Genomic DNA, 23,687 nt, shown 5'->3' with positions numbered 1-23,687 from the left:
CCTTTCGCTAGGACGATAAGAGGTAGCTCAGAATGGCACGACTAGAACTCAAGAACCTCCACGCGAAGGTCGCAGCAGACGACGGTGAGAAGATTCTGGACGGCGTCGACCTGGAAGTCCGTTCGGGCGAGATTCACGCCCTGATGGGCCCCAACGGGTCGGGCAAGTCCACGACAGCGAAAGTCATCGCAGGCCACCCGGCCTACGAAGTGACAGACGGCGAAGTACTCCTTCACCTCGAAGCGGGTGACTTCGGCGACGACTTCGAGATTCCCGAGGACAAGCAGACGTGGGACCTGCTCGACCTCGAACCGAACGAGCGCGCCGCACTCGGCATCTTCCTCGGCTTCCAGTACCCGGCGGAAATCGAGGGCGTCACGATGACGAACTTCCTCCGCACGGCACTCAACGCCAAACTCGACGAGCGTGAGGAACTGTTCGAGGACGACGACGGCGAAGACGACGAGGAAGAAGAAGCAGGCTACGACACCTCCCCGATGGAGGGTCCCGCAGACGAGGGCGACGTCGGTGTCGCCGAGTTCCAGCAGCTCCTCCAGGCGAAGATGGAGCAACTGGACATGGACGAGAAGTTCGCCCAGCGCTACCTGAACGCAGGCTTCTCCGGTGGGGAGAAGAAGCAGAACGAAGTGCTCCAGGCGGCCATCCTCGAGCCGAGCATCGCCGTGCTCGACGAGATCGACTCCGGGCTGGACATCGACCGCCTGCAGGACGTCTCCCACGGCATCAACGCCCTGCGCGACGAGGTCGGCACGGGCATCCTGCAGATTACGCACTACCAGCGCATCCTCGACTACGTCGAGCCGGACCACGTCCACATCATGCTGGACGGCCAGGTCGTCATGAGCGAGGGCCCCGAGCTCGCGGAGAAGCTCGAAGAGAACGGGTACGACTGGGTCCGCGAGGAGGTCTACGAGACCGCGTAACCGGTCGTGGCTAGCACAGGGTAGATACGTACCCACCCGCAACCAACAACCAATCACATCATGAGTTCAGATCAAGACCACCTCAAAGAGACAGACACCGAGGCTCGCTTCGAGTTCAAGAAGGAACAGAAGTCGGCGTTCCAGACCGAGAAGGGCCTCACGGAGGAGACCATTCGGCTCATCTCCGAGGACAAGGACGAGCCCGAGTGGATGAAAGAGCGCCGTCTGCGCTCCCTCAAGCAGTACCAGAACATGCCGATGCCGACGGACTGGCCCGGACAGCCGGACCTGACCGAACTCGACATCGGCGAAATCGTCCCGTACATCCGACCCGACGTCGACACCCGCGGCGGTGCCGACAACTGGGACGACCTCCCGGACGAGATCAAGGACACGTTCGAGAAGCTGGGCATCCCGGAAGCAGAGCGCAAAGCGCTCTCCGGCGTCGGTGCGCAGTACGAGTCCGAAATCGTCTACCAGAACATGCAGGAGCAGTGGGAGGAGAAGGGCGTCATCTTCTGTGACATGGACAAGGCCGTCCAGGAGCACGAAGACCTCGTCAAGGAGTACTTCATGACGAAGTGCGTCCCCCCGAGCGACAACAAGTTCGCCGCGCTCCACGGTGCCGTCTGGTCCGGCGGGTCGTTCGTCTACGTCCCCGAGGACGTGACGGTCAACATGCCGGTGCAGGCGTACTTCCGCATGAACTCGGAAGGCATGGGCCAGTTCGAGCACACCCTCATCATCGCCGAGGAGAACTCCGAGGTCCACTACATCGAAGGCTGTTCCGCCCCGAAGTACGGCAGCCACAACCTCCACTCCGGCTGTGTGGAGGTCTTCGTCGAGGAGGACGCACACGTTCAGTACTCGACGGTCCAGAACTGGTCGAAGAACACCTTCAACCTCAACACGAAGCGTGCCATCGTCGAAGCGAACGGCACGATGGAGTGGGTTTCGGGCAGCATGGGCTCCAAGGCTACGATGCTCTACCCGGCGACCATCCTGAAGGGCCGCGGCGCGACGGACAACCACATCACCATCGCGTTCGCCGGCGAGGGCCAGAACATCGACACCGGCGCGAAGGTCTACCACAACGCGCCGAACACGAAGTCGACCATCGAGTCGAAGTCCATCAGTAAGGACGGCGGCCGCACGAACTACCGTGGCCTCGTCCACATCGCGAACGGCGCGGTCGACTCTTCGACCTCGGTCGAGTGTGACGCGCTGATGTTCGACAACGAGTCCACCTCCGACACCATGCCGTACATGGAGATTCAGGAGTCGAAGGTCGACGTCGCCCACGAGGCGACCGTCGGCAAGATCGGCGACGAGGACGTCTTCTACCTCCAGTCCCGCGGACTGGACGACGACGACGCAAAGCAGATGATCGTCGCCGGCTTCATCGAGCCCATCACAGAGGAACTGCCCATCGAGTACGCGGTCGAACTCAACCGCCTCATCGAACTGGAGATGGAGGGTAGCCTCGGGTAATTCCGAGATTCATCATGAGCACGCAGGTACACGCCAACCTCACACGAGAACAGGTGGAACAGATTTCGGCCGACCTCGGGGAACCCGAGTGGCTGCTGGAGACGCGTCTCGACGCACTCGCAGCGCTCGAAGACCTCGACATGCCGAAGGTCATCCGCACGCCGGGTCGCAACTGGACGAACCTCTACGACCTCGACTTCGAGTCGTTCGTCGACCCGCTGAACGCGGCACAGGACAAAGAGCGCGTGAGCGCCGAGGGCGTGGAAGTCCTCGAATGGTCGGAGGCCGTCGACGCGCACGAAGACCTCGTCAAAGAGCACTTCGGCAGCGTCATCGACCCGCAGAGCAACTACCTCACCGCGCTGTCGACCGCGCTGTTCACCGACGGGACCGTCGTCTACGTCCCCGAGAAGGTCGACGCCGAGGACGTGAAGGTCCGCACGACGATGAACAGCCAGTCGCTGTTCAACTACACGCTCGTCGTCACCGAGAAGAACTCGTCCGTGACCATCCTCGAACGTCAGTCCACTGGGGACGAGATGGAGGGCGAGCGCTACTACAGCGGTCTCGTCGAAGTCGCGGCCGGTGAGAACTCCCACGTGCAGTACGGGAGCCTCCAGAACTTAGACGAGGAGACGTACAACTACACGCTCAAGCGCGGCACCGCCGACACGTACGCCACGGTCAACTGGATCGAGGGCAACATCGGCTCGCGCCTGACCAAGTCCGAAGTCGAGACGACGCTCGACGGCGACGGCTCCGAGAGCCAGATCGTCGGCGCGTTCTTCGGTCACAACGACCAGCACTTCGACATCAACAGTCGCGTCTGGCACAAGGCCGAGCACACGACGGCCGACCTCGTCACCCGCGGCGTCCTCGACGACAAAGCGCGCTCGGTGTACGAGGGCGTGCAGGACGTCGGCCGCGACGCCTGGGACACGTCGAGCTACCAGCGTGAGAACACGCTGATGCTTTCGGACGAGTCCGAGGCCGACGCCTCGCCGAAGCTCATCATCAACAACCACGACACCGAAGCGAGTCACTCCGCGACGGTCGGACAGGTCGACGCGGAAGAGCTGTTCTACATGACCTCGCGCGGTGTCGACCCGCAGTCCGCGAAGGACATGCTCGTCGAGGGCTTCTTCGTGCCGGTCCTCGACGAAGTCGCCGTGGACGAACTCCGCGACGACCTCGAAGAGCTCATCGCGGCGCGGCTGGCGCAGCGATAAGCGGTACTTCTCTATCTTTCTTCGTTTTCACACTGGCGAGCGACGGCGACGACGAGTAGGAACGAGACGGCGAACGGTGGAGAGAACTGCCAGTTAGAGCCGGCCGCCGGTCACGCGCACGATTCCCAGCACGTGTTCCTCGTGGTGGGTCGCTCTCGCTCGCGAGCGAAGTGCTTCGCGCGCCGCCTCGATACGTGCTTTGAGAATCCCGTGCGGTGACGGGTCGTACCGAAACTTGAGCGTCGGCGGCGTCGAGAGAATCGTGAGTGCGCGAAACAGCGCGTTCACCGGTTTCGCAATCGTCCGGTCGGACAGCGCGGCGTCGACCAGCACGACCGTACCGTCGCCACCCACCAAATCGCACCACGCGTCGACCTCGGCACCGGGGTCAGCCAACATCCCGGAGACGAACGTCGAGAGAACTGCGTTGACCTCGCCATCGCCGCGAAACGGTACCTGCGTCGCGTCGCCGTGGACGAGGTGGACGTTGTCCCAGCCCTCGCGGTCGACCAATCGTTGCGCCCGGTCGAGCATTCCCCGAGTGTAGTCGAGACCGACGACGGTCCCCTCGGGGCCGACGCACTCTCTCAGATAGGGAAGGTTCGCGCCGGTACCACAGCCCATCTCGACGACGGTGTCGCCGCGGTCGAGGTCGAGCGCCGCGGCGGCGCGGTCGCGTAAGTCACCAATACCTGGCGTGTAGCGCGCGAGCCAGTCGTACAATGTGGCCCACTGTCCGTAGAACTCTTGGGCCGCCGAAACGCCGCCGCTCATACGAGTTCGCGGACAGTCTCGGCGACGGCGACCGGGTCGTCACCGAGGATGTAGATGATGGGTTCGATGCCGTAGCTGCCGGTCTGGTAGAGCACGGTCGCGTTCGGCTCCTCGTCGAGGGCTGCCGCGACCGAAGTGTCGAGGTCTTCTTCGTTGTCGAACTCGACCGTGACGTAGCCCAGTGCTTCGAGTGCTGCGACGAGGTCCGGGTCGTAGCGGATGTTCATCGCGGCGTTGACCGCTGCGCCGCCGTCGCGGGCCGCGAGCAGGACCGAGGCGACGTACTCGCTGACACCGAATTCGGGTTCTGCCGGGACCGTCGCGCGACCCTTCACGTCGACGATGCGGCCGGGGACGCCGCCAACGTCGTCGATGGTGGCCGCTTCGGGCGTGCAAGCGACGAGGTTCGCTCCCACGTTCGGGATGAGGCTCGTGAAGCCACTCGCGTTTTCGAGGACGCGGAGACCGCGCCGGAGCGAGGAGAGCACGCGCTCTGCGGTCCGGAGTTCGCTGTCCGGGTCGTGGATGGCGAAGTCGTTGCCATACTCGGCGAGTTCGGGCATCGCGGCGCGATGCATCGTCGCGAGCAGGTCACCGCGTTCGAGTTGGCGGACGAGTACCTCGGCTTCGACGAGACCTTGCACGGGTTTCATCGTTCCCTCGGCGAGACCCTCGCCCACGCGCGAAACGAGTTCTTGCACGCGCTCGTCGTCGACGAACTCCTGTCGGCGGCCCACGTCGCCGTGGGCGTACTTCGAGACGGCGGACTGGCTGATGCCGAGTGCGTCCGCGACCTCGCTCTGCGTGAACCCACGGCCGCGCAGGTCCTCGGCCAGCATCGACCGGAACGTCGGGAGGAACTCCTCGACGACGATTTCCTCGATGAATCTCATCGTTTCTGGTGCCCACTAAACTCGTGGTCACCTTGAATCTTCGAGGCCTGTGGCCCGGACTGGTCCTGATACTTCGACCCGCGCTCCGCGCCGTAGGGCCGGTCCGAGGGCGTCTTCAACTCGGTGAACACGAGTTGGGAGATGCGCATATCGGGCGTCAACGACACCGGCGCGTTGCCGAGGTTCGACAGTTCGAGCGTGATTCGGCCCTTGAATCCTGGGTCGACGAAACCCGCCGTCGCGTGGACGACGATGGCCAGGCGGCCGAGCGACGACCGACCTTCGACCTGTGCGACGAGGTCCGGCGGAATCTCGACGCGCTCTTTCGTCGTGCCGAGGACGAAGTCGCCGGGGTGGAGGATGAACTCCTCGCCGTCGTCGAGGACGGTCTCGTCGACGTACTCGTCCACCTCTGTCTCGCGGTTCGGGTGAATGCAGGGGATGTTGGTCCGCCGGAACTCCAGGAACTCCCGGCCGAGTCGCACGTCCACACTCGCGGGCTGGACCTGCAAGTCGAGGTCGTCGATTGGGTCGATGACGAGGTCACCAGCCTCTAGTCGTCGCAGGATGTCCGCGTCCGACAGTATCATGGCCGGAGAATACTGGGGAGCCGGGTAAAAGTTCCCGGTCCGACGCGGAAGCAATCGGCGTATGAGCGAGAACGTCGACCCCAGCCGAGTGCTCGGCGCTCGACTCACGATTCGATACGCTGCCAACCGTTATGCTCCCGAGAGACAGACGAGAGCACGATGCGACGACGACAGTTCGGACTGGTACTTGCAGGCGCACTGGTGACGAGCCTCGCAGGCTGTGCCGAACTGGAGTCGAAATTGGCAGGAAATGCTGAGACATCGACAGGGGGCGTCGCACTGACCCCCGACGACGACGACACGCCCCGGAGCGTCCTCCCCAAGCCGACGGCGAGCATCGAGCTCACGGCACTGCGCCGGGTGGGCCAGACAGTCGGCGCGAACGCTGGCCAACTCGCGACGTACGAGACCGGCGACGGGACGCAGTACGAGGTCGGCGTCTTCCGCATGGAGACCGAGGCTGCCGCGAAGCGTCTCGCCGAGCGAATCGCCGAGCAGGGACAGTTCTACGCGTTCGACTCGCTCGTGCGACAGGGAGTGTTCCTCATCGGCGGCGGCACCGAGACTGGCTCGGCGGACCGACTCGTCTCGTTGCTCGTTCGGTCGGACGCGCTGTCACGGGCCTACCTCACCGACCACGACCTGTTTGCAGACGGATAGCCACCGTTTTCACCGGACGAATCGTGGGTGGCCACATGAAGCAGGCCATCGTCGCACGCACCGACATCGGGATGGGCAAAGGGAAACTCGCGGCACAGGTCGCGCACGCGTCGCTCTCGGCGTACGAAGACACGGACTCACGAACCAGAAACGAGTGGAAAGGCTCCGGCCAGAAGAAGGTCGTACTCAAAGCCAGCGGCGAGCGACAACTGTTCGAACTCGCCGACAGGGCCGAGCGCGAGGGCATCCCCCACGCCATCATTCGCGACGCGGGACACACGCAACTCGACCCCGGAACGGTGACCGCGCTCGCGGTGGGTCCGGCCGACGACGCACTGGTGGACAAGGTGACTGGTGACCTCTCGCTGTACTGATTCTGGCTGGCTCTCGCTGCGGGTAGCTCCGACGAACGAAATCCCTTATCTCTGGTCGGACGAACACTCGTCCGTGACGCGATTCATCGCGGGTGGTGCCTGATGCGGGACGCACACCCACGCGAACGGGCGGTCGGCATGGAGTACTACGTGAGCGACACCGACGGCGTCGGCGGGCAACTTCGCGACCGCGACGGCGACTTTCGGGTCGTCGAGCGTGAGGACTTCGCCGCCGAGCCCCTCAGCGAGAGTACGGACGACTATCCGTACCTCGTGGTCCGCGCGACGTTGTCCGGTTGGGACACGAACGACTTCGCGCGCCAGCTTTCGAACGACCTCGGCATCAGCCGCGGCCGTGTCTCGTGGGCCGGTACGAAGGACAAGTACGCCGTGACGACGCAACTGTTCACGATTCAGGGCGTCGAACCAGACGACCTGCCCGAGTTGGGCGGCGTCGAGTTGGAAGTCGTCGGCCGTGCTGGTCGCTCGCTGCTGTTCGGCGACCTCCGCGGGAACGAGTTCCAGATTTCCGTGAGTGACGCCGACGCGCCGGAAAACGCCGACGCGATCAGCGACGAACTGCGCGAATTTGGCGGCGGCACTGTCGCCGTACCGAACTTCTTCGGACAGCAGCGATTCGGGAGCAAGCGACCGATTACACACAAAGTCGGTCTCCACATCGCCCGCGACGACTGGGAGGGCGCGGTGATGGCGTATCTCGGGAACCCGCACGACGACGAACCAGACGAGAGCAGTGCTGCCCGTGAGTTCGTCGACGAGACGCACGACTGGCAGGCAGCGCTCGACGAGTTCCCACATCGGCTTCGCTACGAGCGCTCGATGTTGCACGTGCTAGCCGAGAACGGCGGCGAGGAGCCGGCGGACTTCCGCGAGGCGCTCGAAGTGCTCCCAGAGAATTTGCAGGCGTTGTTCGTCCACGCGGCGCAGTCGTACGCGTTCAACCTGATGCTGAGCGAGCGACTGGAACGCGGACTCCCGTTCACGAAGCCGGTGGCTGGCGACGTGGTCTGCTTTTCGGACACGAGTCCCGACAGCGACCTCGTCCTGCCCGATGTTGACCGCCTGCAAGCGGTGACCGAGAAGCGCGTCGACACCATCACGCGCCACTGCGAGCGCGGCCGGGCGTTCGTGACCGCGCCGCTCGTCGGCGTGGAGTCGGAACTCGGCGACGGCGAACCGGGCGAGATAGAGCGCGAAGTCCTCGACGAGTTGGACCTCGAACCGGGTGACTTCGACCTGCCAGGCGAATTCTACAGCGCTGGGACGCGCCGAGCCATCCTCGTCTCGACGGACTGTGCGGTCGAACAGGACCCGCTCACGTTCTCGTTCGCGCTGCCGAAGGGGTCGTACGCGACGGTGCTCCTCCGTGAGTACCTGAAGGTCGACCCGATGGCTATGGGCTGACAGGCGGCACCCGCACCGCTCGCCGGACGCCGTGTCGCACACCCGCGCCACGTCCGGCGGTCACTCGTCAGGACACGCACGGTCTGGGTCCGCACTGGGACGTGAACACCCGCCCGCTCACCGAACCACACGCCTTTTGCCTCGCAACCGGGTAGCGACCCCTATGCAGTGTCGGCAGTGTGCGACAGGGTTAGAGAAACCGGGAGACTACTGTCTCACTTGTCACACTGCCAATTGCGACGCGGTCGTCCTCGACGTCGACCGCGACCGGGCGACACTCACGTTTCTGGACGACGAAGACGTGGTCGGTGAGACGACCGTGACGACGATGCCCGAATCGGGCGAAGAGACTGGCGTCGTCGAGTTGCGGAACTACGGCGGCCGAATCGCCGACGAAATTCGACGCAAACGACCCGAGACAGTCTACGCCGCGGGCGACCGTGCGGTGATTCAGGAGGTCCGAGCGCAGTCGCACCACGAGTTCTACCGGGTTCGCGACGACGGCGATGACCCCGTCGCGGCCGTACTGGACCGACTCGGTGAGCCAGCGCTGGAGGTCGTCGACATCCCGCCGAGAGAGAAAATCGGCGGGTCGCACTCGACACTCATCGGTGGCCGAGACGGCCAGAAGGTCATCAGAACTGTCGCGGACCACCCGCACGTGAAGAAGGTCATTCCCGGGCCGATAGACGCCGGAGGGTCGAGTTCGCGCGGGAGCGTCCGAGCGAAGGTGACCCGGGCCGACGAGCACGGAAACGTCCGGCTGCTCATCCGCGAGGGGTCGAGCGTACAGGAGAACCGAGTCGTGACGACGGCGAGTGACCGGGAGATGGGCGAACGCGTCCGCGACGACCTGAACGAAGTCCTCGACGAGTGGGGCTGATTCTGACCGAGGCTCGCGGCGGGTGGGAGTGACCCCGGCCAAACTACTGTACCCAAAGCCATTTCTGTCCTAATTACATCTAATTATACGACGATGCACCGAGCGGACGCTGTCCTCACGACCATTCCCACGGTCGCCCTCGGCGGCCTCCTCATCGAGCGTAGCCTCCAGACTACCGCGATGGATAGCGCGGTCGGACTGGAGTGGGTACAGTTCACGGTACTGGGCCTCTGTCTGGCGTTCGTAGTCATCCTTCACGAGGTCATCCGTGCGCCCGCACTGGAGTAGCACCGCGCCCAACTCAACAGGTTTATTTGCCCGCTGACGGTACGAACGAGTATCATGGCCAAGAAACAAGGAAAGACGGGCAGCGCGGGCCGTTTCGGCGCACGCTACGGCCGCGTCTCCCGACGCCGCGTCGCTGAAATCGAAGACGAGATGCGCAACTCCAAGGTCGACGGCGACAACGTCAAGCGCATCGGCACCGGCATGTGGGTCAACGAAGAGACGGGCGAGAAGTTCACCGGCGGCACGTTCCGTCCGGTCACGCCCGCAGGTCGCACCGTCCGCCGGTCGATCCGCGCCGCCCTCTCCGAAGAAGACGAATAATGAGTTACAAGTGCTCGCGGTGTAAGCGCGACGTGACGCTCGACTCCTACGGCGGCGTCCGCTGCCCTTACTGTGGCCACCGCGTGCTGCTGAAGGAACGCAGCACCGACATCAAAGAAGTCGACGTCAACTGACACGGTGCCCTCGTTTTCACACGAGACCGTTCTCGAATTCGAGTACGATAGCGACGCGACTGCGACCATCGTCGAGCGAAGCGTCGGCCGTGAAGTCGGCGAAATCGACGGTGCCCGTTCTGCGACGACGCTCACCCGTGAGGGGAACGTCGTCGTCGCGACGGTCCAGGCGGCGGACCTCGTCGCGCTCCGTGCCGGCGTGAACACGTGGATTCGCCTCGTCGAGGTGGCCGAACGAGTCCACGACCTCGCGTCCACCCGTGGCGGGGCTTCGTGAGTTCTCGGTGACGCATCGGCGTCGACGCCGCTATCCGCACCACCGGAACGGTGCCCGATTCGTTCACGATTGTCGATATCTGTCCAGTATTTATACAGTCTCACCTGTGAGGATGAGCCATGCCAGAGATAGTACGCGACAGCGAGGCGATGCGCTGGCACCACGATGGACAGCGAGGGTGTGGTGCGGCCAGTCGACTCGACCCCGACGAGCAGTCACGGTACGACCTGGAGTGGCCAGACGCCCTGAACTACGTCGCGTCAGACCCAGCCGAGTTCTGCGACGAGTGCGACTGGCCCGTAGAGTAGCGGTCCGGCTGTGACCGAAACTCACTCGCCGAGTGCGCCGACGAGATAGGTGCCGGGAGCGAACACGAGGCGCGTGTCTCGGCCAGCCTGAGACCGGACGACATCGTCTATCTTCGTCCGTCCGTTCGGGTCTGCGCCCGCGTCGACGACGTCTATCGCCTGCATCGGTCGAGTGGGTAGGTTCCGTGGCCGGTTCAGTTGGTGGAGTGCTCGTCGGTGACCTGAAGCCGGGTCGGTGTGGGGGGACCAATACCGTGGACATTCGCATCAACTGCCGTGAATTATGGTACTAGTGTCAAAATACCCGGCTTGCAGCAACGACTGGTCGTTCGGGTACCGACGCGCTAACCGTACACACCGACCGATTCCGTGCCAAGCGTCGGTGGCAGTTGAGTCGGCTCACGGCTGACGACGACGTACTCGTCGCACTCGGAGAAGCATGTTAATCTGTCGCACAAGCGGTGAGGGCTTCGTTCTCGCTGCTCAGCTTGAAAGCGGGGGTTTTTCAATCCGGAAACCATCGGGTCGACCATGCAAGGAAATCTGCCGCCGGAGGCACAGGAGAAAATCGAAGAGTTGCAGGACCTGCAGGAGACCGCACAGCAGGTTGCCATGCAGAAGCAGGAGGCGCAGTCCCAGCTCACAGAGGCTGAGACGGCACTCGACGAACTCGACGACATCGACGAGGACACGACGATGTACCGAGAAGTCGGCGAGCTGTTCGTCGAGACCGACTACGAGTCGGCCAAGGACGCACTCGACGACAAGGTCTCCAGCCTGAGCATCCGCGTCGAGACGCTCGAGAAGCAGGAAGAGCGCGTCGAGCAGCAGTTCGAGTCCCTGCAGGAGGAGCTGCAGAACATGCTCGGTGGCATGGGTGGCGGAATGGGCGGCGCAGGCGGCGCGTAAGCCATGCCATCCGACGAAGAAGTCGTTCGAACGGCCGCGGAAGCGGCCGAGGGACTCATCCTCTCGCGGTTCAAGCAGTCGGACATCAAGGACGTCGACGTGACCGTCACGTTCGAAGACGGCGTGTTGGACGTGGACGTGTACATCAACGCGCCCGAGGGTGACGCGGACGAAGAGCAGGTCGCCGAAGACGCCGCGCTTGCGGCTCGCAGTGCAGTCGACGAGTTGTTCGCTGCTGAAGAGTAACCCGACGCGACGGGCCTACGAGAGCAAGAAGACGAGCAGGCTCAGGCCCATCGCACCCATCACGAGTAAGACCGCCAGCGCCCCGCCCATCGATATCATCGCGTTGGCGTGACTGGCGAGTGTCTCCGTTCTGTCGTTGCCGAATACTGTGACCCGTGCGTGTTCGGATGCCATCCCCACCGTTGCTGCTTCTCGGTCGTCGAGCGCCTCCTCGGTCAGGTCGCAGACGACTTCGACGAGTTCGCCCATGTCGAGTGATTCACCGACCTGATTCGACGCCTCGACCCGGTTCACGATGTGCGTGTCGGTCGTCATCATCTCGGCGTTGTCGACCTCGTCTGGGAGGTGGTCGATGAGTCGCTCTCTGAGTCCCGGTTCCATGTTGTTCCCGTCGACCAGCACGTACGCCGTGGTCTGTTCCCCGGCGGTCACACACGCGACACGAACCCCGAGCGGGCCGATGCCGTCGTCTGGTTCCCACGCAGTTTCGTCCCACGCGGTGCCGACCGTGACCGGCGACTGCGGTGCGTCGGCCAGCGCCTCGGCGGCCTTGCTTGCCGCCTGCATCATGTCGAACGAGCGCTGACTGCCGGGCGTGACGTGGCCGAGGTCGTCGCCCTGTAGCCGATTGTTACAGTTGTGGGCGTCGACGAGTATCACGTCCTCGAAGCCAGCCACGCGTGCTTCGGCCGCCGTCGACAGGCCGACCGCGTAGTCCACGTCGTCCGCGAAAACTGGCGCGTGGGTACTCACGAGCAGGAGGTCGTCACCGAACGCCTGTGCGAGCATCTTGGCGTCGCCTACTTGCGTGCGCACACTCTCCGAGGCGGTGTCGCCGAACTCGATTCGCTCGTACGCCTCGGTCGCCCGGTCGACGATGGTGTCGACCTCGCGCTCGGTGACGAGGTTGAAATCGTGGCCGGCGGTCGCGTGTGGGGGGAACGCGAGCCCAGCTGCCGAGTCGGCGACGCGCTTCGGCAGGTTTCCGCCGCCGATTTCGCCGATGGGACCGGGGTGAATCATCGGCAGGACGAACCGCGCCTTCTCGGAGCCGTCGGCGCGCTCGAACGAGAGCACCGTGACCGGGACGAGTGCTTCCTCGCCAAGTTCCTCGAAGAAGTCCTCCAGTTCGCGAGTCCCTTCGGCGATGTGTCCGATGAACCCGCCGAGAAAGTCGAGGATAGAGACGCCGAGACTGCGCTTCCACGGCCGGTCGATGATGACCAGGAAGAGCCAGACTGCCAGGCCGTAGGCTGCACAGAGGAACGCGAGGATGACGAAGTCGCCGGGCAGGACCGGCCCGAGCGAGGCCGGCCCCTTCTGTGGCCGCGAGAGGTACGCGTCGAGGATGGGTCCCCCTGCATCGACGTACCGGAGCGTTCCGCTGTAGACGAACAGGAGGGCCCCGGCCGCGAGGGTCTGGATGCTGGCCGGGATGGCTGCCTTCGGTATCGAGTGCTGCGAGATGGCCGCGACGACCAGCAGTCGGAACGCGAAGACCGAGGCGAGGCCGACGTACAACACGTCGAAGACGAAGTTCTGGTCGAGACTGAAGACGAACGCGGCGACGCCGCCCAGCACGAGGAACACCACGACCAGAATCTCACAGAGCAGCGCGAGGAGCGAGGCGCGGTTCGCCGTGAGTTGCCCGCCGAGTCGTCGGTCGACGAGGCTCGTCAGCACCGACGCGGCGAACGTCGGCACGCCGATGAAGAACACGCCCTGCCAGAGGTCTTCCAGCCAGAACGTGTTCTCGAACACCCCGATGCCCGTCACGGCTGCCACCACCAGCGCGAAGGCGAGGCTCTTGTACCATCGCGGCGCGCGGAAAATGTAGCGCGACATCCCTGCGAGGTCCCCCTGTGTCGCGGTCATGTGAACACAGGGATGCTACGGGTCGATAAAACTACCCTGATTACTCCTCACACAGCGTGAGGAAGTTCTCGAACACTTCCTGTCCCTCTTCCGTGTGCGAGACCTCTGGGTGCCACTGCACGCCGTAGAGGCCGCGCTCGGGGTCGGACATCGCCTCGACCGAACACACGTCGCTCTTGGCCGTGACCGAGAAGCCTTCGGGCACTTCCTTCACCTCGTCGGCGTGGCTGGCCCAGACGCGCGTCTCGGGGTAGAGCGACCCGAGCAGCGGGTCGTCTTCGTCGAGTACGTCGACGGTCACGTCGGCGTAGCCGCCGTAGTCGCCCGCGCCGACCGTGCCGCCGAGTTCTTTCGCGATGACCTGCATCCCGAGACAGATACCGAGGACGGGCACGTCTAAGTCGAGGTACTCAGCCGAGCGACCGCGGCGGTCCATGTCCGGGCCGCCGGAGAGGACGACGCCGTCAGCGTCGACTTCTTCCGCAGGCGTGTCGTTGTCGATGACCTCGGTGTCGACGCCCATGTCGCGCAGGGCGCGGTGTTCGAGGTGTGTGAACTGGCCGTGGTTGTCCACGACGACGATTCGAGTCATGCGAGTGGGTTGCGTGTCCGTGCTCAAAAACGGTCCGACATCAGTTCGTTCTGTACACGTTCATCGTGGAATTCGGTGTTGGATGTGGTTTCTGCTTGTTCTGGTCGTGGGTTCGATACTGGTCTCGACTAGCAGTTCACGAATCACGATGGCGGAAACAGCCGCCACACCCTCCCCAACCGATTCGCCGCTCGCCTCCGGCGACGCAGCTCATCCCTCGTGAGAGCACGCTCTCACTTGCAGTCGTTCGGAGGCTCACACCGACCTCGCGCGACTACACGGCTGGCGTCTCGGATTCCTCGACACCAGCCGCAGCGCGCGCCAGACGGAAAGTCGGGTACTGCTCACGGGTTCCCCGTTCGCTTCGAGGCGGCGTGGCCGCCTCGCTCGACGCGCGACAGGTTCAACTCCCCCGGCCGATAACGAGGTGCCAGATGAGCGACGAGGAGCAGTCTGGGCGAGCAGATGGGGACGGGGACGTGACCGACGAGGCGACTGACGGTGGTCGGTTCACCGACGCGGGCGACCACACCGAACTGGTGTCACTCCTGTCCCGGCACGACCTCGCATTCGCCAGGGACCCGAAGCAGCCGGACGACCCCACAGTTTTCGAGTTCGACCCCGACGCAGACCCGGACGAGACGTTCCCACAGTCAATCGCCAGTGGCGGGCCGACGACGAGTGGTGTCATCCTCTGGACTCGCATCGCCCCCGAGGTGTTCGAGGCGGAACTCCCGCTCGCGGTCGAGGTGGCCGAGGACGAGGACTTCGACGACGTGGTCCACCGGGGCATCCTCGACGACAGCGACGCTATCGCGGGCCACGACTACACGGTCAAAGTCGACCTCGACGGCGTCCTCGATTCTGGCTCGGACTACTTCTACCGATTCGTCTACGGGACGACCGCGAGCCGGGTCGGGCGCTGTCGCACGCTCCCCGCACACGACGACTCACCCGAGGAGATATCCTTCGTCGTCCTGACCTGCCAGAACTACCTCAACGGCTACTACCCGGCGTACAACTACGTCGCCGAAGAGGACGTGGATTTCGTGGTTCACGTCGGCGACTTCATCTACGAGTCAGACGACGGCCACTTCAAGAGCCGGTTCGCGCCCGAGTACCCCGGCCGGGAGAAGGACCTCCCCAGCGGGCACAGCCGGGTCGACGGCCTCGAAGACTACCGCTACCTCTATCGACTGTACAAGTCAGACGAGTTCCTCCAGCGCGCGCTGGAGCGCCACACCCTCATTCCCGCGTGGGACGACCACGAGATCGCGAACGACATCTGCTGGGACTACGAGGTCGACGCACCGACGGCCGACCACCCGCGCGGGGACGACCCCGAGTACATGACGCGTCTCGCGGCCGACGCGATGCACGCGTGGTGGGAGTACATGCCGGCACGCATCGAGTACGACCCGGCCGCAACGAGCCTACAGGACCGGTTCCGCCTGTGGCGACAGGTACGCTTCGGCGACCTCGTCTCGCTCGTGATGACCGACGAGCGCCTGTTCCGGACCGATGAGCGTGACCTGCTCCTCCCGACCGAGCGCGCGACGGCGCCGGAGCGAGAGCCCACCGAGCGGACCATGCTCGGGCAGGACCAACTCCGGTGGTTCCTCGACACAGTCGAGCGCGCCGACGCTCGGACCACGTGGACCGTCTGGTCCGACGAGGTGCTGACGATTCCGTTCAAAGTCGGTGCTGGCCCCACCACACTCTACCCGGTGCAGGGGGGCTGGGACGGCTACCGACGTGAGCGTCAGTACCTGATGAACGCGCTGGCCGCCCGCGACGTGGAGAACTTCGTCACCATCACGGGCGACATGCACTGCTACATCGCGGGCTACCAGCAGACGGAGTACCGCGGTCCCATCGACAGCCGACTCGCTGGCCCGGTCGACGAGTCGAAGCGAATCGGCGTCGAGTTCATGACGCCCGCGATGACCAGCCTGAACGTCGCCGAAGCCGTCGGCGCGACCCGCGGACCGTGGGCCAAGCCGACCGAAAAACTGCTCCGTGGAGCCATCACGGCGTGGAACCCCCACATCGAGTTCTTCGACAGCCACCACTGGGGCTACTCGACGGTGACGTTCACCGAAGACGACTGCACCTACGTCGGCTACAGTGTCGACAAATCGGTGAACTCGTCCGATTCCCCGCGCGAGGTCGTCGTCGCGCTTCGCTGTCCCGAAGGCGAGGTGCAACTGGAGGACGTGACCGACGAGTACCGATAGACGAGAGCCGATTTTCTGGGTTCGTCGATAACCGACTTTCCGTTTGGCGCGCGCTGGCGAGCGTGTCGAGCACGAGGCGACGCAGTCGCCTCGCAATGCGAGACCGCGAGCAGAAATCGCGCGAGGGATGAGGAACGCAGCAGAACGGAGTGATGCGAGTACCGGAATCGGATGGGGAGGCTGTGGACGAGAGGGGGAGGCGCGGTGCGGTCGTGTTCCGTAGGCAGTAGTCACGTCGCCGTCTTCACAACATCCCGTCCTCGTAGTTCCAAACCGTACAACTACGAGACCAGTCACCCACCATCCGATAGCCGAGAACGATACCGACCGGTGAAACTAAGCACCCTGCGAAAGTTCACCAGCACATGGAACTCCCTATCGACACCGACCACCCGACCTGGCGCGCAGTGGGCGGCGCGTTCGGCGGCTACACGCTGTTGCTCGTCGTGATGACGGTGCTGCTGTTCGTCGTCCCGTACGCGCTGTTCGTCTTCCTCGGCTGAACGCCGACGCCGACACCCTTTCTACTGACACCACGAACAGACGGCTTCTCTCGTCTCGACGAGCGTCGCGAGGTGGTCTGCGCCCTCGACGCGCGTGATTTCCGCATCCGGCAGCGCACGCGCCGCCCAGTCCGCGGTGTCGATTGAGACGTTCTCGTCGGCGGTGCCGTACCAGCAGCGAACCGGGACGTCGATGTCCGAGAAGACTACGCCCCACGGCGTCGCCGTGACCGTGCTGTCGCTAACTGCGCCGGCCGTGCCACGCTCGAACGCGGTCAAGAACTCTTCGTAGAACACGTCTTCGACGGTGTGCTCGCCCCAGACCGGCGTGCCGTCGATGGGCCGGTCGGTGACGTACGAGAGTGCCTGTGCAGGGTCGCCACGTTTTGTCGACCACACCTGAACCCGGTACAGTGGCCCGAGCAGCCACGGCGCGCGCCGGGACAGGAAGCCGAGCAGGCGAAAGAGCGGTGCCCGGTCGACGGCCGCGCCGGGTGGGGCCATCCCGGCGACGACGGCGACGCGGTCGACTCGGTCACAGTGTGCGGCGCAGGCGAGGGCGTACGGACCGCCGCCGGAGAATCCACAGACGGCGAACTCGTCGATGTCGAGGTGGGCCGCGAGGTCGGCGACGTCCGCGGACCAGTCGGTCAGTCCGCGGCCTGGGTCTGGAGACGACTGGCCGAAGCCGGGTCGCTCGGGCGCGACGATTCGGACGCCTGCTTCAGCCGCGGCGTCGGCGAAGTACGCGCCGAACAGTCTGGACCCCGGCAAGCCGTGGAAGACGAACAGCGGTCGTCCAGCGGGGTCACCGAACTCCCGGAACGCGAGGGTCCGGCCGTCGGGGAGCGTCGTGGTCCGAGGTGGTGCCTCGAAGTGGGCGGAGGAGGGAGAGGCGGGGACTTCGTCCATACGTGACGCGACGACTTCCTGGGTGAAAAAGTATCGGAGGGCCGATGTGAACGTCGCCGTGATTCCAGCGTCGGATTTCGCTCACGACCGCCAGTAAGCGTTCGTCAGCAGCACCAACACCGGGAATATCTCCAGCCTGCCGATCCACATCAGCGCGACCATGAACACCTTCGCCTGCGGCGTGAAGTCGATGTAGCTGTTCATCGGCCCGACGAGGTCGAGTCCCGGCCCGATGTTCCCGAGCGTCGCGGCGACGGCCGTCATCGCCTCGATGGCTGTCAGGCCTTCCGGGCCGAACAACGAGGCGTCGAGCATCAACACGAGCGTCGAGAGGAAGAACAATGAGAGGTACAGCAGCGTGAACGTGTAGATGCCACGCAGCGCGCGCTCGTCGATCGGCCGACCGGCGAGGCGGACCGGGCGAACCGCGTTCGGGTGGACCGTCGAGAACAGTTCTCGCTTGACCGACTTCAGGATGACCAGCCAGCGAATGATCTTGATGGCCCCACCGGTCGACCCGGCCGACCCACCGATGAACATCGCGATGACGAGGGCGTACTGCGCCGGGCCGCCCCACGCGTTGAAGTCCATGCTGGCGTACCCAGTCGTCGTGACGAGCGAGACGACTTGGAACACGGCGTGTCGAAGCGACGACTCGATGTCGCCCGTGACGGGGAACGTGTAGCCGATGAACGTCGGGTTCACGCCGTCGTACAGACTGGTCTCGGCGGCGTTCGACAGTCCGGGGTCGAGGTAGAGGAACAGTGCGAGAATCAGCGAGAGCGCCCCGAGGAGTGCGGCGTAGAAGCGGAACTCCGCATCCTCGACCAGCGTGCGCCAGTCACCGGTCGAAAGGTGCCAGAACAGCGCGAAGTTGGTCCCTGCCGCGGCCATGAACGGGATGATGAGCCACTGGACCGCCGCGGAGAACGCCTCGATGGAGCGGGCCTCCGGCGAGAACCCACCGGTCGCCATCGTCGTGAACCCGTGGGCGATGGCGTTGTACGGCGTCATGTTCGGAGCCATGCCGGCGACGTTCAGGCCGTAGAGCAGCACCATCTCCAGCACGGTGATGCCCGCGTAGATGACCCACAGCGCGCGGGCCGTCTCGGCGATTCGCGGGGTGAGCTTCTCGATGCCCGGCCCGGGCGCTTCGGCGTCCATCAACTGCGCGCCACCGACCGAGAGTTCGGGCAGGATAGCGACCGCGAGGACGACGATACCCATGCCGCCGAGCCACTGCGTCTGCTGTCGCCACATCATCAACGCCCGCGAGTGCGTCTCGAATGAGATGTCGCCCATCACGGTCGCCCCGGTCGTCGTGAACCCGCTCATCGTCTCGAACAGGGCGTTCCACGGGTTGTGGAGCGACGAGGTCGTCAGGTAGACGAACTGGCCGTCCTGAAAGGTGAGCCCTTCCAGCAAGTACGGAATCGTCCCGACGAGCGAGACGAACAGCCACGTCAGTGCGACCATCAGGAAGCCTTCGCGCGCCCGCAAATCGGGGTCTGGGTCCAGTCGTTCCATCGCCGTCCCGAGCACGATGGCGACACCCGCGGCGACGAAGAAGGGCAGGATGTACGGAACGAACGCGTCGCCGTAGATGAACCCGGTAAGGATTGGGACGATGAAGGCGACAGTCAGGTACTTGACTACTCTTCCGACGAGGCTCAGGCTCGCACGCCACTCGACTTTCAGTTTCATAGCTTGGGGGCTACGTCGTCGAGGACAGTCGCGTCGAGGAAGACGACGATGTGGTCGCCGGGCTGGACGACCGTGTTTCCGCGGGGCGTGATGAGGTCGTCGCCGCGGGTTATCGCGCCGATGACGACACCACGGGGAAGCTCACCGACCACGTCCCGAATCGACCGGTCGGCGAGCATGCTCTCTTCGTCTATCTCTATCTCCAGCACCTCCGCCCGGTCGGATTCGATGATGGCGACGTTCTCGGTGTGTTCCGCGCGAGTGAACCGGGTTATCTCTTCTGCGGTCACCTCGCGCGGGTTCACCGCCACGTCGACACCCACTGCTTCGAACAGTTCGACGTAGCTGCCGTTCTCGACGATGGCGACGGTCCGGTTTCCACCGAGGCGTTTCGCCAGCAGCGAGACGAGCAGGTTCTTCTCGTCGGATTCGAGCGCGGCGACGACGAGGTCGGCGTCCGACATGTGCTCGTCGATGAGGAACTCCATGTTCGTCGCGTCGTTCTCCAGGACGATGCTGCCGGGAAGGTTCTCCGCGAGTTCGCGCGCCCGCTCGGGGTCTCGCTCGATTACGCGCGGTGTGAGACCGCGGGCCTCGAACAGTCGAGCGACCTGATAGCCGATTTCACTCCCACCGATGATGAACACCTCGTCGACCGAGTTGAGCATCGGCGAGGGCGAGAGCGACGTGGCGAACTTCCGGACGCTCTCGGGACTGCCGATGACGACAACCTGGTCGCCCGGTTCGATGACCGTCTCCCCACGCGGGATGGTCACGTCGCCGTTCCGGATGATGGCCGCGAACGTGAGCGACTCCCAGCGGTCTGCGTTCTGGACCGTCTGGTTCGCCACAGTCGAGTCTTCGGTAATCTCGAACTGGGCCATCCTGACGCGTCCTTCCGCGAAGGAGTCCACGTCCTGCGCGCCGGGGAGGCCAGCGATTCTGACGACCGACTGGGCGGCGAGGAGGTCGGTACAGACCATGAAGTCGACGCCGAAGGCACCTTCGGAACCCTCCCACGTGTGCAAGAAGTCCGGCTTCTTCACCCGAGCGATGGTGAACGGGTCGCCACAGGTCTTCGCCGTCGAACACGCGACGATGTTCGCTTCGTCGCGGTCGGTACTGGCGATGACCATGTCAGTCTCTTCGATGCCTGCCTCCCGCAACGTCTGGAGGGACGTGCCGTCGCCCTCGATGGGCAATACGTCCAGTTCGTACGTGAGTCGCTCGACGCGGTCGCCGTCCATGTCGACGACGACCACCTCGTGCGACTCGGAGAGACTGGCAGCGATGTTCGACCCGACTTCCCCGGCTCCGATGACGATTACGCGCATACGAGATGGACCCGTGTATCAAAAACGGGTTGACAGGCTGCGGTCAAGAGAGTTGTTATTCGGTCGGCAGTGCCTCCGCGGCTCCACCCGCGGTTCACGCCGCACCCGTCGAGATTTCGAGGTCGACGGCGCGTCGGTTCCCTTCGAGGTCGGCGACGACACGCTCGACGATGCGTTTCGCTTCCTTCTTGATCTTCGGCTTGACCTTCTCGACGACCCAGGAGAGCGAGACGAATCGCGGAATGTCGATGTTGCCGGTGTGTGCCGAGTCGGCGTCGTACTGGACGAGAAACCGGACACGGGAAGCAGTGGTCTCCTCGTCGGGGGCTTCCTCGGGGGCTGGCTGTACCTCCCACAGTCCGGTCGCGTCGATGTCCTTGACGATCTTCCAGTCGATGGTGTGCGGCGGGTCGACCGCGGTCACCTCCGACCGTGCCGTGTAGGTGAGCTTCCACCACGCGAAGTGGAGGTCGTACCTCGTCCCCGGCTCGCCGTCGCCGTACTGCGTCACGTCCTTCAAGTACTCTGAGTAGCGTGCGTAGCGCGGGAAGTCGAGTAAGAACTCGTAGACCTCCTCGGGCGGCAGGTAGATGACCGTCGTGACCTCTACTCGTTCCACACCCCGCTTTCTCGCAGTTCGGACGTAAGCCTTTCCGTGGAAATGGTCTGCTGTGTTGGTGTTCGAGACGGGAGTACTGGTCTAAAATTCACATCGAAACAGACGACAGGAAGATTAATTACTGTTCTGTTCGCACAATTTTAGAAATAGATGAGAAAATACAAAACACTCGCCGAGTCGGTTCTTCTCGTCGCCGTCCTCACCGTTGTCGCCATTGCCCCAGTGGCCGGTGCAGTGGTCGACGGTTCGACCCAGTCGACGGCGACGGCCGGCGTCGAATTCGACGTTTCGGTGACCGGCGGCACCGTCTCCCCGGGGGGCGACGTGACCATCACGGTCACCGCCGAAAACGGCGGGACGACTGCGGCTGAGGGCGTCCTCGTCGAGACCTCACTCCGGCGCGCCGGCGCACGAGAACCGGTCCAGTGGTCGGTCGTGAGCCACACCGACGACGACGGGCAGTTCGCGGACAAAGGCATCCGGTGGCAGTGGGCCGACGACCCGCTCGACCCCGGTGAATCCGTCTCACCGAGCGTGACGCTGCACGTACCCGAAGACGCGCAAGCAGGCGAATTGACTGTCGCCGCGTTCGTCGGTGACCGCGCTCGCAATCAGGCCGTCACCGAGGCGACGATTACTGTCGAAGGACACGATGTCGGCGACGACGATGGAAACGGACGCGATAGTGAGGATGGTAGCGACAGCGGTGGTGCGGGCGGCGAGGGCGGTGCTGGAGGGGAAGACGGTGAGCGTGATAGCGGAGGCGACGATACCGACGATGAGGACTCGACGGACATCGGCGACTCCGGCGATAGCGGCGACGACCATATCGACGAGAGCGAAGATGATTCGGGGCTGAACGCTGGCGGCGACGATGGGAACGAGAGCGCTGACGGGGCGACAGACGATGAACCCGATTCTCGGGAGAACGCTGGCAAGGACCCGAACGACGAGGGCGAGAGCACCGGTGATGGGGACGGGACGAACGAAGAAGACGCTGCAATGTCCGACGAAGTCGACAGTGACGAGACCGCTACCGAGCAGCAGTCCGATGCGGCCGCTGCGAAAACTGCACAGCCGTCGACGGCGACCGGTGCTGAACAGCCCACATCGGCGGCACAGACTGGGGCGACACAGACGGCCAACGACCAGCGCGGCGGCGTGCAGCTACTGTCGTTCCTCGACTCGGTCGGGACGCCGGTCGAACAGCCCACGATGCAGAGTTTCGATAACCTGTACAGTCTGTTCGCGTTCGGGTGTCTGGGGACGCTCGTCGCCCGACGACTGCGCTGACGCGGGGAGCAAACGGCTTTTGTATCGCCATCGTCGAAGGTATCGATATGGACCACGACGTCTGTATCGTGGGTGGTGGGGTCGCTGGTCTCTCGACTGCAATCTTCACCGCTCGCGCGGGCCTCGACACGCTCGTCGTCAACGACGGCGAGCCGATTCTGTATCGCAACGCGAGTTTAGAGAACTTCCCGGGCTTCCCGAAGGGCGTCGACGCCCGTCGGTTCCACCAGCAGACGCTGGCGCAGGCCGAGGAAGCCGGTGCGACGTTCCTCGACGGCCGTGTCACAGATGTCACCGCGAGCGACGGCGACGACGGCTTCGTCGTGACCGTCGACGAGTCGGACGAGTTGACGACCGGGCGCGTCGTCGCGGCCTCGTGGTCGGACGCCTCGTACCTCGAGGGAACCGGTGTGAACACGGAAAAGCGTGGATCGAAGACGTACGTGTTCGTCGACGAGGTCGGTCGAACGAACGTCGACGGCATCTACGCCGCGGGCCGACTCGCCGACCAGTACCACCAGGCAATCGTCTGTGCGGGCCACGGCGCGACGGTCGGTGTAACCATCGTCCACGATTCCGACGAGAACTTCTACCACGACTGGGTGGCCCCAGAGGGCTACTTCACCGGGCGCGACCGCGACGTGCCACCAGGCTGTGAGGAAATCGACGACGAGGAACGACTCGCCCGTGACGAAGCAGCCAGAGACGCGATGTTCGCCTACACTGAACCGCTGGACGACGAGCCACGGATGCATCCGAGCGTGGATCTCGACGACGAAGAGGAATAGCTGTCGCAATGTTGTAGGCTCGTCTGCCTTTATCGAGAGTTTTACTACTATTTGAGGGTACTTCGTGATAGTCCGTAGAAATCG

Annotated in this window: 28 protein-coding genes; 18 read left to right on the top strand and 10 right to left on the bottom strand. The window is 64.2% G+C overall.

Annotated elements, in window-relative coordinates; all coding sequences use genetic code 11:
• Positions 1-32 precede the first annotated feature (32 nt).
• Genes ACSC1P_RS13075 through sufD form a run of 3 tightly spaced genes read left to right on the top strand, consistent with a single transcriptional unit; the run spans position 33 to position 3,664 of the window.
• On the top strand, positions 33-944 hold the full coding sequence (locus ACSC1P_RS13075) for an ABC transporter ATP-binding protein (RefSeq protein WP_435360628.1): 912 nt from the start codon (positions 33-35) through the stop codon (positions 942-944).
• Between the two features lie 60 nt (positions 945-1,004).
• The gene (sufB, locus tag ACSC1P_RS13070) at positions 1,005-2,435 is read left to right on the top strand and encodes a Fe-S cluster assembly protein SufB (protein WP_435360627.1); all 1,431 of its coding nucleotides are present in this window, start codon (positions 1,005-1,007) and stop codon (positions 2,433-2,435) included.
• Between the two features lie 14 nt (positions 2,436-2,449).
• Positions 2,450-3,664, top strand: coding sequence for a Fe-S cluster assembly protein SufD (gene sufD / locus ACSC1P_RS13065; protein ID WP_435360626.1), 1,215 nt, complete (start codon positions 2,450-2,452; stop codon positions 3,662-3,664).
• A 93-nt stretch (positions 3,665-3,757) separates the two neighbouring features.
• Here sufD and ACSC1P_RS13060 read toward each other — a convergent pair whose 3' ends face one another.
• From ACSC1P_RS13060 to dcd, 3 genes are read right to left on the bottom strand one after another with little or no spacing between them, the layout of a single operon-like run.
• Positions 3,758-4,438, bottom strand: coding sequence for a class I SAM-dependent methyltransferase (locus ACSC1P_RS13060; RefSeq protein ID WP_435360625.1), 681 nt, complete (start codon positions 4,436-4,438; stop codon positions 3,758-3,760).
• The gene (locus ACSC1P_RS13055; RefSeq protein WP_435360624.1) at positions 4,435-5,331 is read right to left on the bottom strand and encodes a thiamine-phosphate synthase family protein; all 897 of its coding nucleotides are present in this window, start codon (positions 5,329-5,331) and stop codon (positions 4,435-4,437) included. The genes ACSC1P_RS13060 and ACSC1P_RS13055 overlap by 4 nt, the downstream gene beginning before the upstream one ends.
• Entirely contained in the window at positions 5,328-5,921 is a 594-nt protein-coding gene (dcd, locus tag ACSC1P_RS13050; protein WP_435360623.1) for a dCTP deaminase, read from the bottom strand. The genes ACSC1P_RS13055 and dcd overlap by 4 nt, the downstream gene beginning before the upstream one ends.
• Before the next feature lie 159 nt (positions 5,922-6,080).
• Between dcd and ACSC1P_RS13045 the strand changes: the two genes are divergently transcribed.
• The 9 genes from ACSC1P_RS13045 to ACSC1P_RS13005 all read left to right on the top strand — a co-directional run bounded on the left by ACSC1P_RS13045 (position 6,081) and on the right by ACSC1P_RS13005 (position 10,591).
• Positions 6,081-6,581, top strand: a complete 501-nt coding sequence (locus tag ACSC1P_RS13045) for a hypothetical protein (protein WP_435360622.1) — start codon at positions 6,081-6,083, stop codon at positions 6,579-6,581.
• A 35-nt stretch (positions 6,582-6,616) separates the two neighbouring features.
• Positions 6,617-6,955 (top strand): peptidyl-tRNA hydrolase Pth2, encoded by a 339-nt coding sequence (gene pth2, locus ACSC1P_RS13040; protein ID WP_435360621.1) that lies wholly within the window; start codon positions 6,617-6,619, stop codon positions 6,953-6,955.
• Positions 6,956-7,057: 102 nt separating this feature from the next.
• Positions 7,058-8,380 (top strand): tRNA pseudouridine(13) synthase TruD, encoded by a 1,323-nt coding sequence (truD, locus tag ACSC1P_RS13035; protein WP_435360620.1) that lies wholly within the window; start codon positions 7,058-7,060, stop codon positions 8,378-8,380.
• 163 nt (positions 8,381-8,543) lie between these two features.
• Entirely contained in the window at positions 8,544-9,263 is a 720-nt protein-coding gene (locus tag ACSC1P_RS13030) for a DUF2103 domain-containing protein (protein ID WP_435360619.1), read from the top strand.
• Positions 9,264-9,356: 93 nt separating this feature from the next.
• Entirely contained in the window at positions 9,357-9,551 is a 195-nt protein-coding gene (locus ACSC1P_RS13025) for a hypothetical protein (protein WP_435360618.1), read from the top strand.
• 54 nt (positions 9,552-9,605) lie between these two features.
• Complete coding sequence (locus ACSC1P_RS13020; protein ID WP_435360617.1) at positions 9,606-9,872, top strand: eL43 family ribosomal protein; 267 nt, start codon at positions 9,606-9,608, stop codon at positions 9,870-9,872.
• Positions 9,872-10,006, top strand: a complete 135-nt coding sequence (locus ACSC1P_RS13015; RefSeq protein ID WP_435360616.1) for a DNA-directed RNA polymerase subunit P — start codon at positions 9,872-9,874, stop codon at positions 10,004-10,006. The genes ACSC1P_RS13020 and ACSC1P_RS13015 overlap by 1 nt, the downstream gene beginning before the upstream one ends.
• Positions 10,007-10,010: 4 nt before the next feature.
• Positions 10,011-10,283 carry a KEOPS complex subunit Pcc1 gene (locus ACSC1P_RS13010; protein ID WP_435360615.1) on the top strand — a complete coding sequence of 91 codons (273 nt, stop codon included), beginning with the start codon at positions 10,011-10,013 and terminating at the stop codon, positions 10,281-10,283.
• Positions 10,284-10,402: 119 nt separating this feature from the next.
• Positions 10,403-10,591, top strand: a complete 189-nt coding sequence (locus ACSC1P_RS13005) for a hypothetical protein (protein WP_435360614.1) — start codon at positions 10,403-10,405, stop codon at positions 10,589-10,591.
• Positions 10,592-10,612: 21 nt separating this feature from the next.
• On the opposite strand, the gene ACSC1P_RS13000 is transcribed toward ACSC1P_RS13005, so the two are convergent.
• A complete protein-coding gene (locus ACSC1P_RS13000) occupies positions 10,613-10,756 on the bottom strand; it encodes a hypothetical protein (protein WP_435360613.1) in 144 nt (47 codons plus the stop codon).
• Between the two features lie 366 nt (positions 10,757-11,122).
• On the opposite strand from ACSC1P_RS13000, the gene ACSC1P_RS12995 reads away from it, so the two are divergent.
• Positions 11,123-11,500 (top strand): prefoldin subunit beta, encoded by a 378-nt coding sequence (locus tag ACSC1P_RS12995; RefSeq protein ID WP_435360612.1) that lies wholly within the window; start codon positions 11,123-11,125, stop codon positions 11,498-11,500.
• 3 nt (positions 11,501-11,503) lie between these two features.
• Positions 11,504-11,746: a DUF3194 domain-containing protein gene (locus ACSC1P_RS12990; RefSeq protein WP_435360611.1), complete on the top strand. Its 243-nt coding sequence runs from the start codon at positions 11,504-11,506 to the stop codon at positions 11,744-11,746.
• A 15-nt stretch (positions 11,747-11,761) separates the two neighbouring features.
• On the opposite strand, the gene ACSC1P_RS12985 is transcribed toward ACSC1P_RS12990, so the two are convergent.
• Positions 11,762-13,621 (bottom strand): DUF2070 family protein, encoded by a 1,860-nt coding sequence (locus ACSC1P_RS12985; protein WP_435360610.1) that lies wholly within the window; start codon positions 13,619-13,621, stop codon positions 11,762-11,764.
• Between the two features lie 40 nt (positions 13,622-13,661).
• Positions 13,662-14,213 (bottom strand): GMP synthase subunit A, encoded by a 552-nt coding sequence (locus ACSC1P_RS12980; RefSeq protein ID WP_435360609.1) that lies wholly within the window; start codon positions 14,211-14,213, stop codon positions 13,662-13,664.
• A 434-nt stretch (positions 14,214-14,647) separates the two neighbouring features.
• On the opposite strand from ACSC1P_RS12980, the gene ACSC1P_RS12975 reads away from it, so the two are divergent.
• Complete coding sequence (locus tag ACSC1P_RS12975; protein ID WP_435360608.1) at positions 14,648-16,450, top strand: alkaline phosphatase D family protein; 1,803 nt, start codon at positions 14,648-14,650, stop codon at positions 16,448-16,450.
• A gap of 365 nt (positions 16,451-16,815) precedes the next feature.
• Positions 16,816-16,953, top strand: coding sequence for a hypothetical protein (locus ACSC1P_RS12970; protein WP_435360607.1), 138 nt, complete (start codon positions 16,816-16,818; stop codon positions 16,951-16,953).
• Positions 16,954-16,974: 21 nt separating this feature from the next.
• On the opposite strand, the gene ACSC1P_RS12965 is transcribed toward ACSC1P_RS12970, so the two are convergent.
• The 4 genes from ACSC1P_RS12965 to ACSC1P_RS12950 all read right to left on the bottom strand — a co-directional run bounded on the left by ACSC1P_RS12965 (position 16,975) and on the right by ACSC1P_RS12950 (position 21,522).
• Positions 16,975-17,865, bottom strand: coding sequence for an alpha/beta fold hydrolase (locus ACSC1P_RS12965; RefSeq protein WP_435360606.1), 891 nt, complete (start codon positions 17,863-17,865; stop codon positions 16,975-16,977).
• Positions 17,866-17,946: 81 nt separating this feature from the next.
• Positions 17,947-19,569 carry a TrkH family potassium uptake protein gene (locus ACSC1P_RS12960; RefSeq protein ID WP_435360605.1) on the bottom strand — a complete coding sequence of 541 codons (1,623 nt, stop codon included), beginning with the start codon at positions 19,567-19,569 and terminating at the stop codon, positions 17,947-17,949.
• Entirely contained in the window at positions 19,566-20,903 is a 1,338-nt protein-coding gene (gene trkA / locus ACSC1P_RS12955; RefSeq protein WP_435360604.1) for a Trk system potassium transporter TrkA, read from the bottom strand. Before trkA ends, ACSC1P_RS12960 begins: the two co-directional genes overlap by 4 nt.
• Positions 20,904-20,997: 94 nt before the next feature.
• Positions 20,998-21,522, bottom strand: coding sequence for an SRPBCC family protein (locus ACSC1P_RS12950; protein WP_435360603.1), 525 nt, complete (start codon positions 21,520-21,522; stop codon positions 20,998-21,000).
• A 150-nt stretch (positions 21,523-21,672) separates the two neighbouring features.
• Here ACSC1P_RS12950 and ACSC1P_RS12945 point away from each other — a divergent pair, with 150 nt between their 5' ends.
• The gene (locus ACSC1P_RS12945; protein WP_435360602.1) at positions 21,673-22,815 is read left to right on the top strand and encodes a COG1361 family protein; all 1,143 of its coding nucleotides are present in this window, start codon (positions 21,673-21,675) and stop codon (positions 22,813-22,815) included.
• Between the two features lie 47 nt (positions 22,816-22,862).
• Positions 22,863-23,603 carry an NAD(P)/FAD-dependent oxidoreductase gene (locus tag ACSC1P_RS12940; protein ID WP_435360601.1) on the top strand — a complete coding sequence of 247 codons (741 nt, stop codon included), beginning with the start codon at positions 22,863-22,865 and terminating at the stop codon, positions 23,601-23,603.
• Positions 23,604-23,687 lie beyond the last annotated feature (84 nt).

Origin of the sequence: Haloarchaeobius caseinilyticus (genome assembly GCF_051207395.1) — an archaeon.
Lineage (GTDB): Archaea > Halobacteriota > Halobacteria > Halobacteriales > Natrialbaceae > Haloarchaeobius.
The sequence above is the reverse complement of the archived record's forward strand: the minus strand, read 5'-3'. Positions and strand labels throughout refer to the sequence as shown.

Bases quoted from the DNA above. Each gene is read 5' to 3' on its own strand.
- ACSC1P_RS12940 (WP_435360601.1), top strand. From the start codon at position 22,863: ATGGACCACGACGTCTGTATCGTGGGTGGTGGGGTCGCTGGTCTCTCG.
- ACSC1P_RS12945 (WP_435360602.1), top strand. From the start codon at position 21,673: ATGAGAAAATACAAAACACTCGCCGAGTCGGTTCTTCTCGTCGCCGTC.
- ACSC1P_RS13030 (WP_435360619.1), top strand. From the start codon at position 8,544: ATGCAGTGTCGGCAGTGTGCGACAGGGTTAGAGAAACCGGGAGACTAC.
- ACSC1P_RS12965 (WP_435360606.1), bottom strand. From the start codon at position 17,865: ATGGACGAAGTCCCCGCCTCTCCCTCCTCCGCCCACTTCGAGGCACCA.
- ACSC1P_RS12990 (WP_435360611.1), top strand. From the start codon at position 11,504: ATGCCATCCGACGAAGAAGTCGTTCGAACGGCCGCGGAAGCGGCCGAG.
- ACSC1P_RS13060 (WP_435360625.1), bottom strand. From the start codon at position 4,438: ATGAGCGGCGGCGTTTCGGCGGCCCAAGAGTTCTACGGACAGTGGGCC.
- ACSC1P_RS13025 (WP_435360618.1), top strand. From the start codon at position 9,357: ATGCACCGAGCGGACGCTGTCCTCACGACCATTCCCACGGTCGCCCTC.
- trkA (WP_435360604.1), bottom strand. From the start codon at position 20,903: ATGCGCGTAATCGTCATCGGAGCCGGGGAAGTCGGGTCGAACATCGCT.
- ACSC1P_RS13075 (WP_435360628.1), top strand. From the start codon at position 33: ATGGCACGACTAGAACTCAAGAACCTCCACGCGAAGGTCGCAGCAGAC.
- ACSC1P_RS12980 (WP_435360609.1), bottom strand. From the start codon at position 14,213: ATGACTCGAATCGTCGTCGTGGACAACCACGGCCAGTTCACACACCTC.
- truD (WP_435360620.1), top strand. From the start codon at position 7,058: ATGCGGGACGCACACCCACGCGAACGGGCGGTCGGCATGGAGTACTAC.
- sufD (WP_435360626.1), top strand. From the start codon at position 2,450: ATGAGCACGCAGGTACACGCCAACCTCACACGAGAACAGGTGGAACAG.
- sufB (WP_435360627.1), top strand. From the start codon at position 1,005: ATGAGTTCAGATCAAGACCACCTCAAAGAGACAGACACCGAGGCTCGC.
- ACSC1P_RS13000 (WP_435360613.1), bottom strand. From the start codon at position 10,756: ATGCAGGCGATAGACGTCGTCGACGCGGGCGCAGACCCGAACGGACGG.
- ACSC1P_RS12970 (WP_435360607.1), top strand. From the start codon at position 16,816: ATGGAACTCCCTATCGACACCGACCACCCGACCTGGCGCGCAGTGGGC.
- ACSC1P_RS13005 (WP_435360614.1), top strand. From the start codon at position 10,403: ATGCCAGAGATAGTACGCGACAGCGAGGCGATGCGCTGGCACCACGAT.
- ACSC1P_RS13015 (WP_435360616.1), top strand. From the start codon at position 9,872: ATGAGTTACAAGTGCTCGCGGTGTAAGCGCGACGTGACGCTCGACTCC.
- pth2 (WP_435360621.1), top strand. From the start codon at position 6,617: ATGAAGCAGGCCATCGTCGCACGCACCGACATCGGGATGGGCAAAGGG.
- ACSC1P_RS13045 (WP_435360622.1), top strand. From the start codon at position 6,081: ATGCGACGACGACAGTTCGGACTGGTACTTGCAGGCGCACTGGTGACG.
- ACSC1P_RS12995 (WP_435360612.1), top strand. From the start codon at position 11,123: ATGCAAGGAAATCTGCCGCCGGAGGCACAGGAGAAAATCGAAGAGTTG.
- ACSC1P_RS12985 (WP_435360610.1), bottom strand. From the start codon at position 13,621: ATGACCGCGACACAGGGGGACCTCGCAGGGATGTCGCGCTACATTTTC.
- ACSC1P_RS12960 (WP_435360605.1), bottom strand. From the start codon at position 19,569: ATGAAACTGAAAGTCGAGTGGCGTGCGAGCCTGAGCCTCGTCGGAAGA.
- dcd (WP_435360623.1), bottom strand. From the start codon at position 5,921: ATGATACTGTCGGACGCGGACATCCTGCGACGACTAGAGGCTGGTGAC.
- ACSC1P_RS13020 (WP_435360617.1), top strand. From the start codon at position 9,606: ATGGCCAAGAAACAAGGAAAGACGGGCAGCGCGGGCCGTTTCGGCGCA.
- ACSC1P_RS12975 (WP_435360608.1), top strand. From the start codon at position 14,648: ATGAGCGACGAGGAGCAGTCTGGGCGAGCAGATGGGGACGGGGACGTG.
- ACSC1P_RS13055 (WP_435360624.1), bottom strand. From the start codon at position 5,331: ATGAGATTCATCGAGGAAATCGTCGTCGAGGAGTTCCTCCCGACGTTC.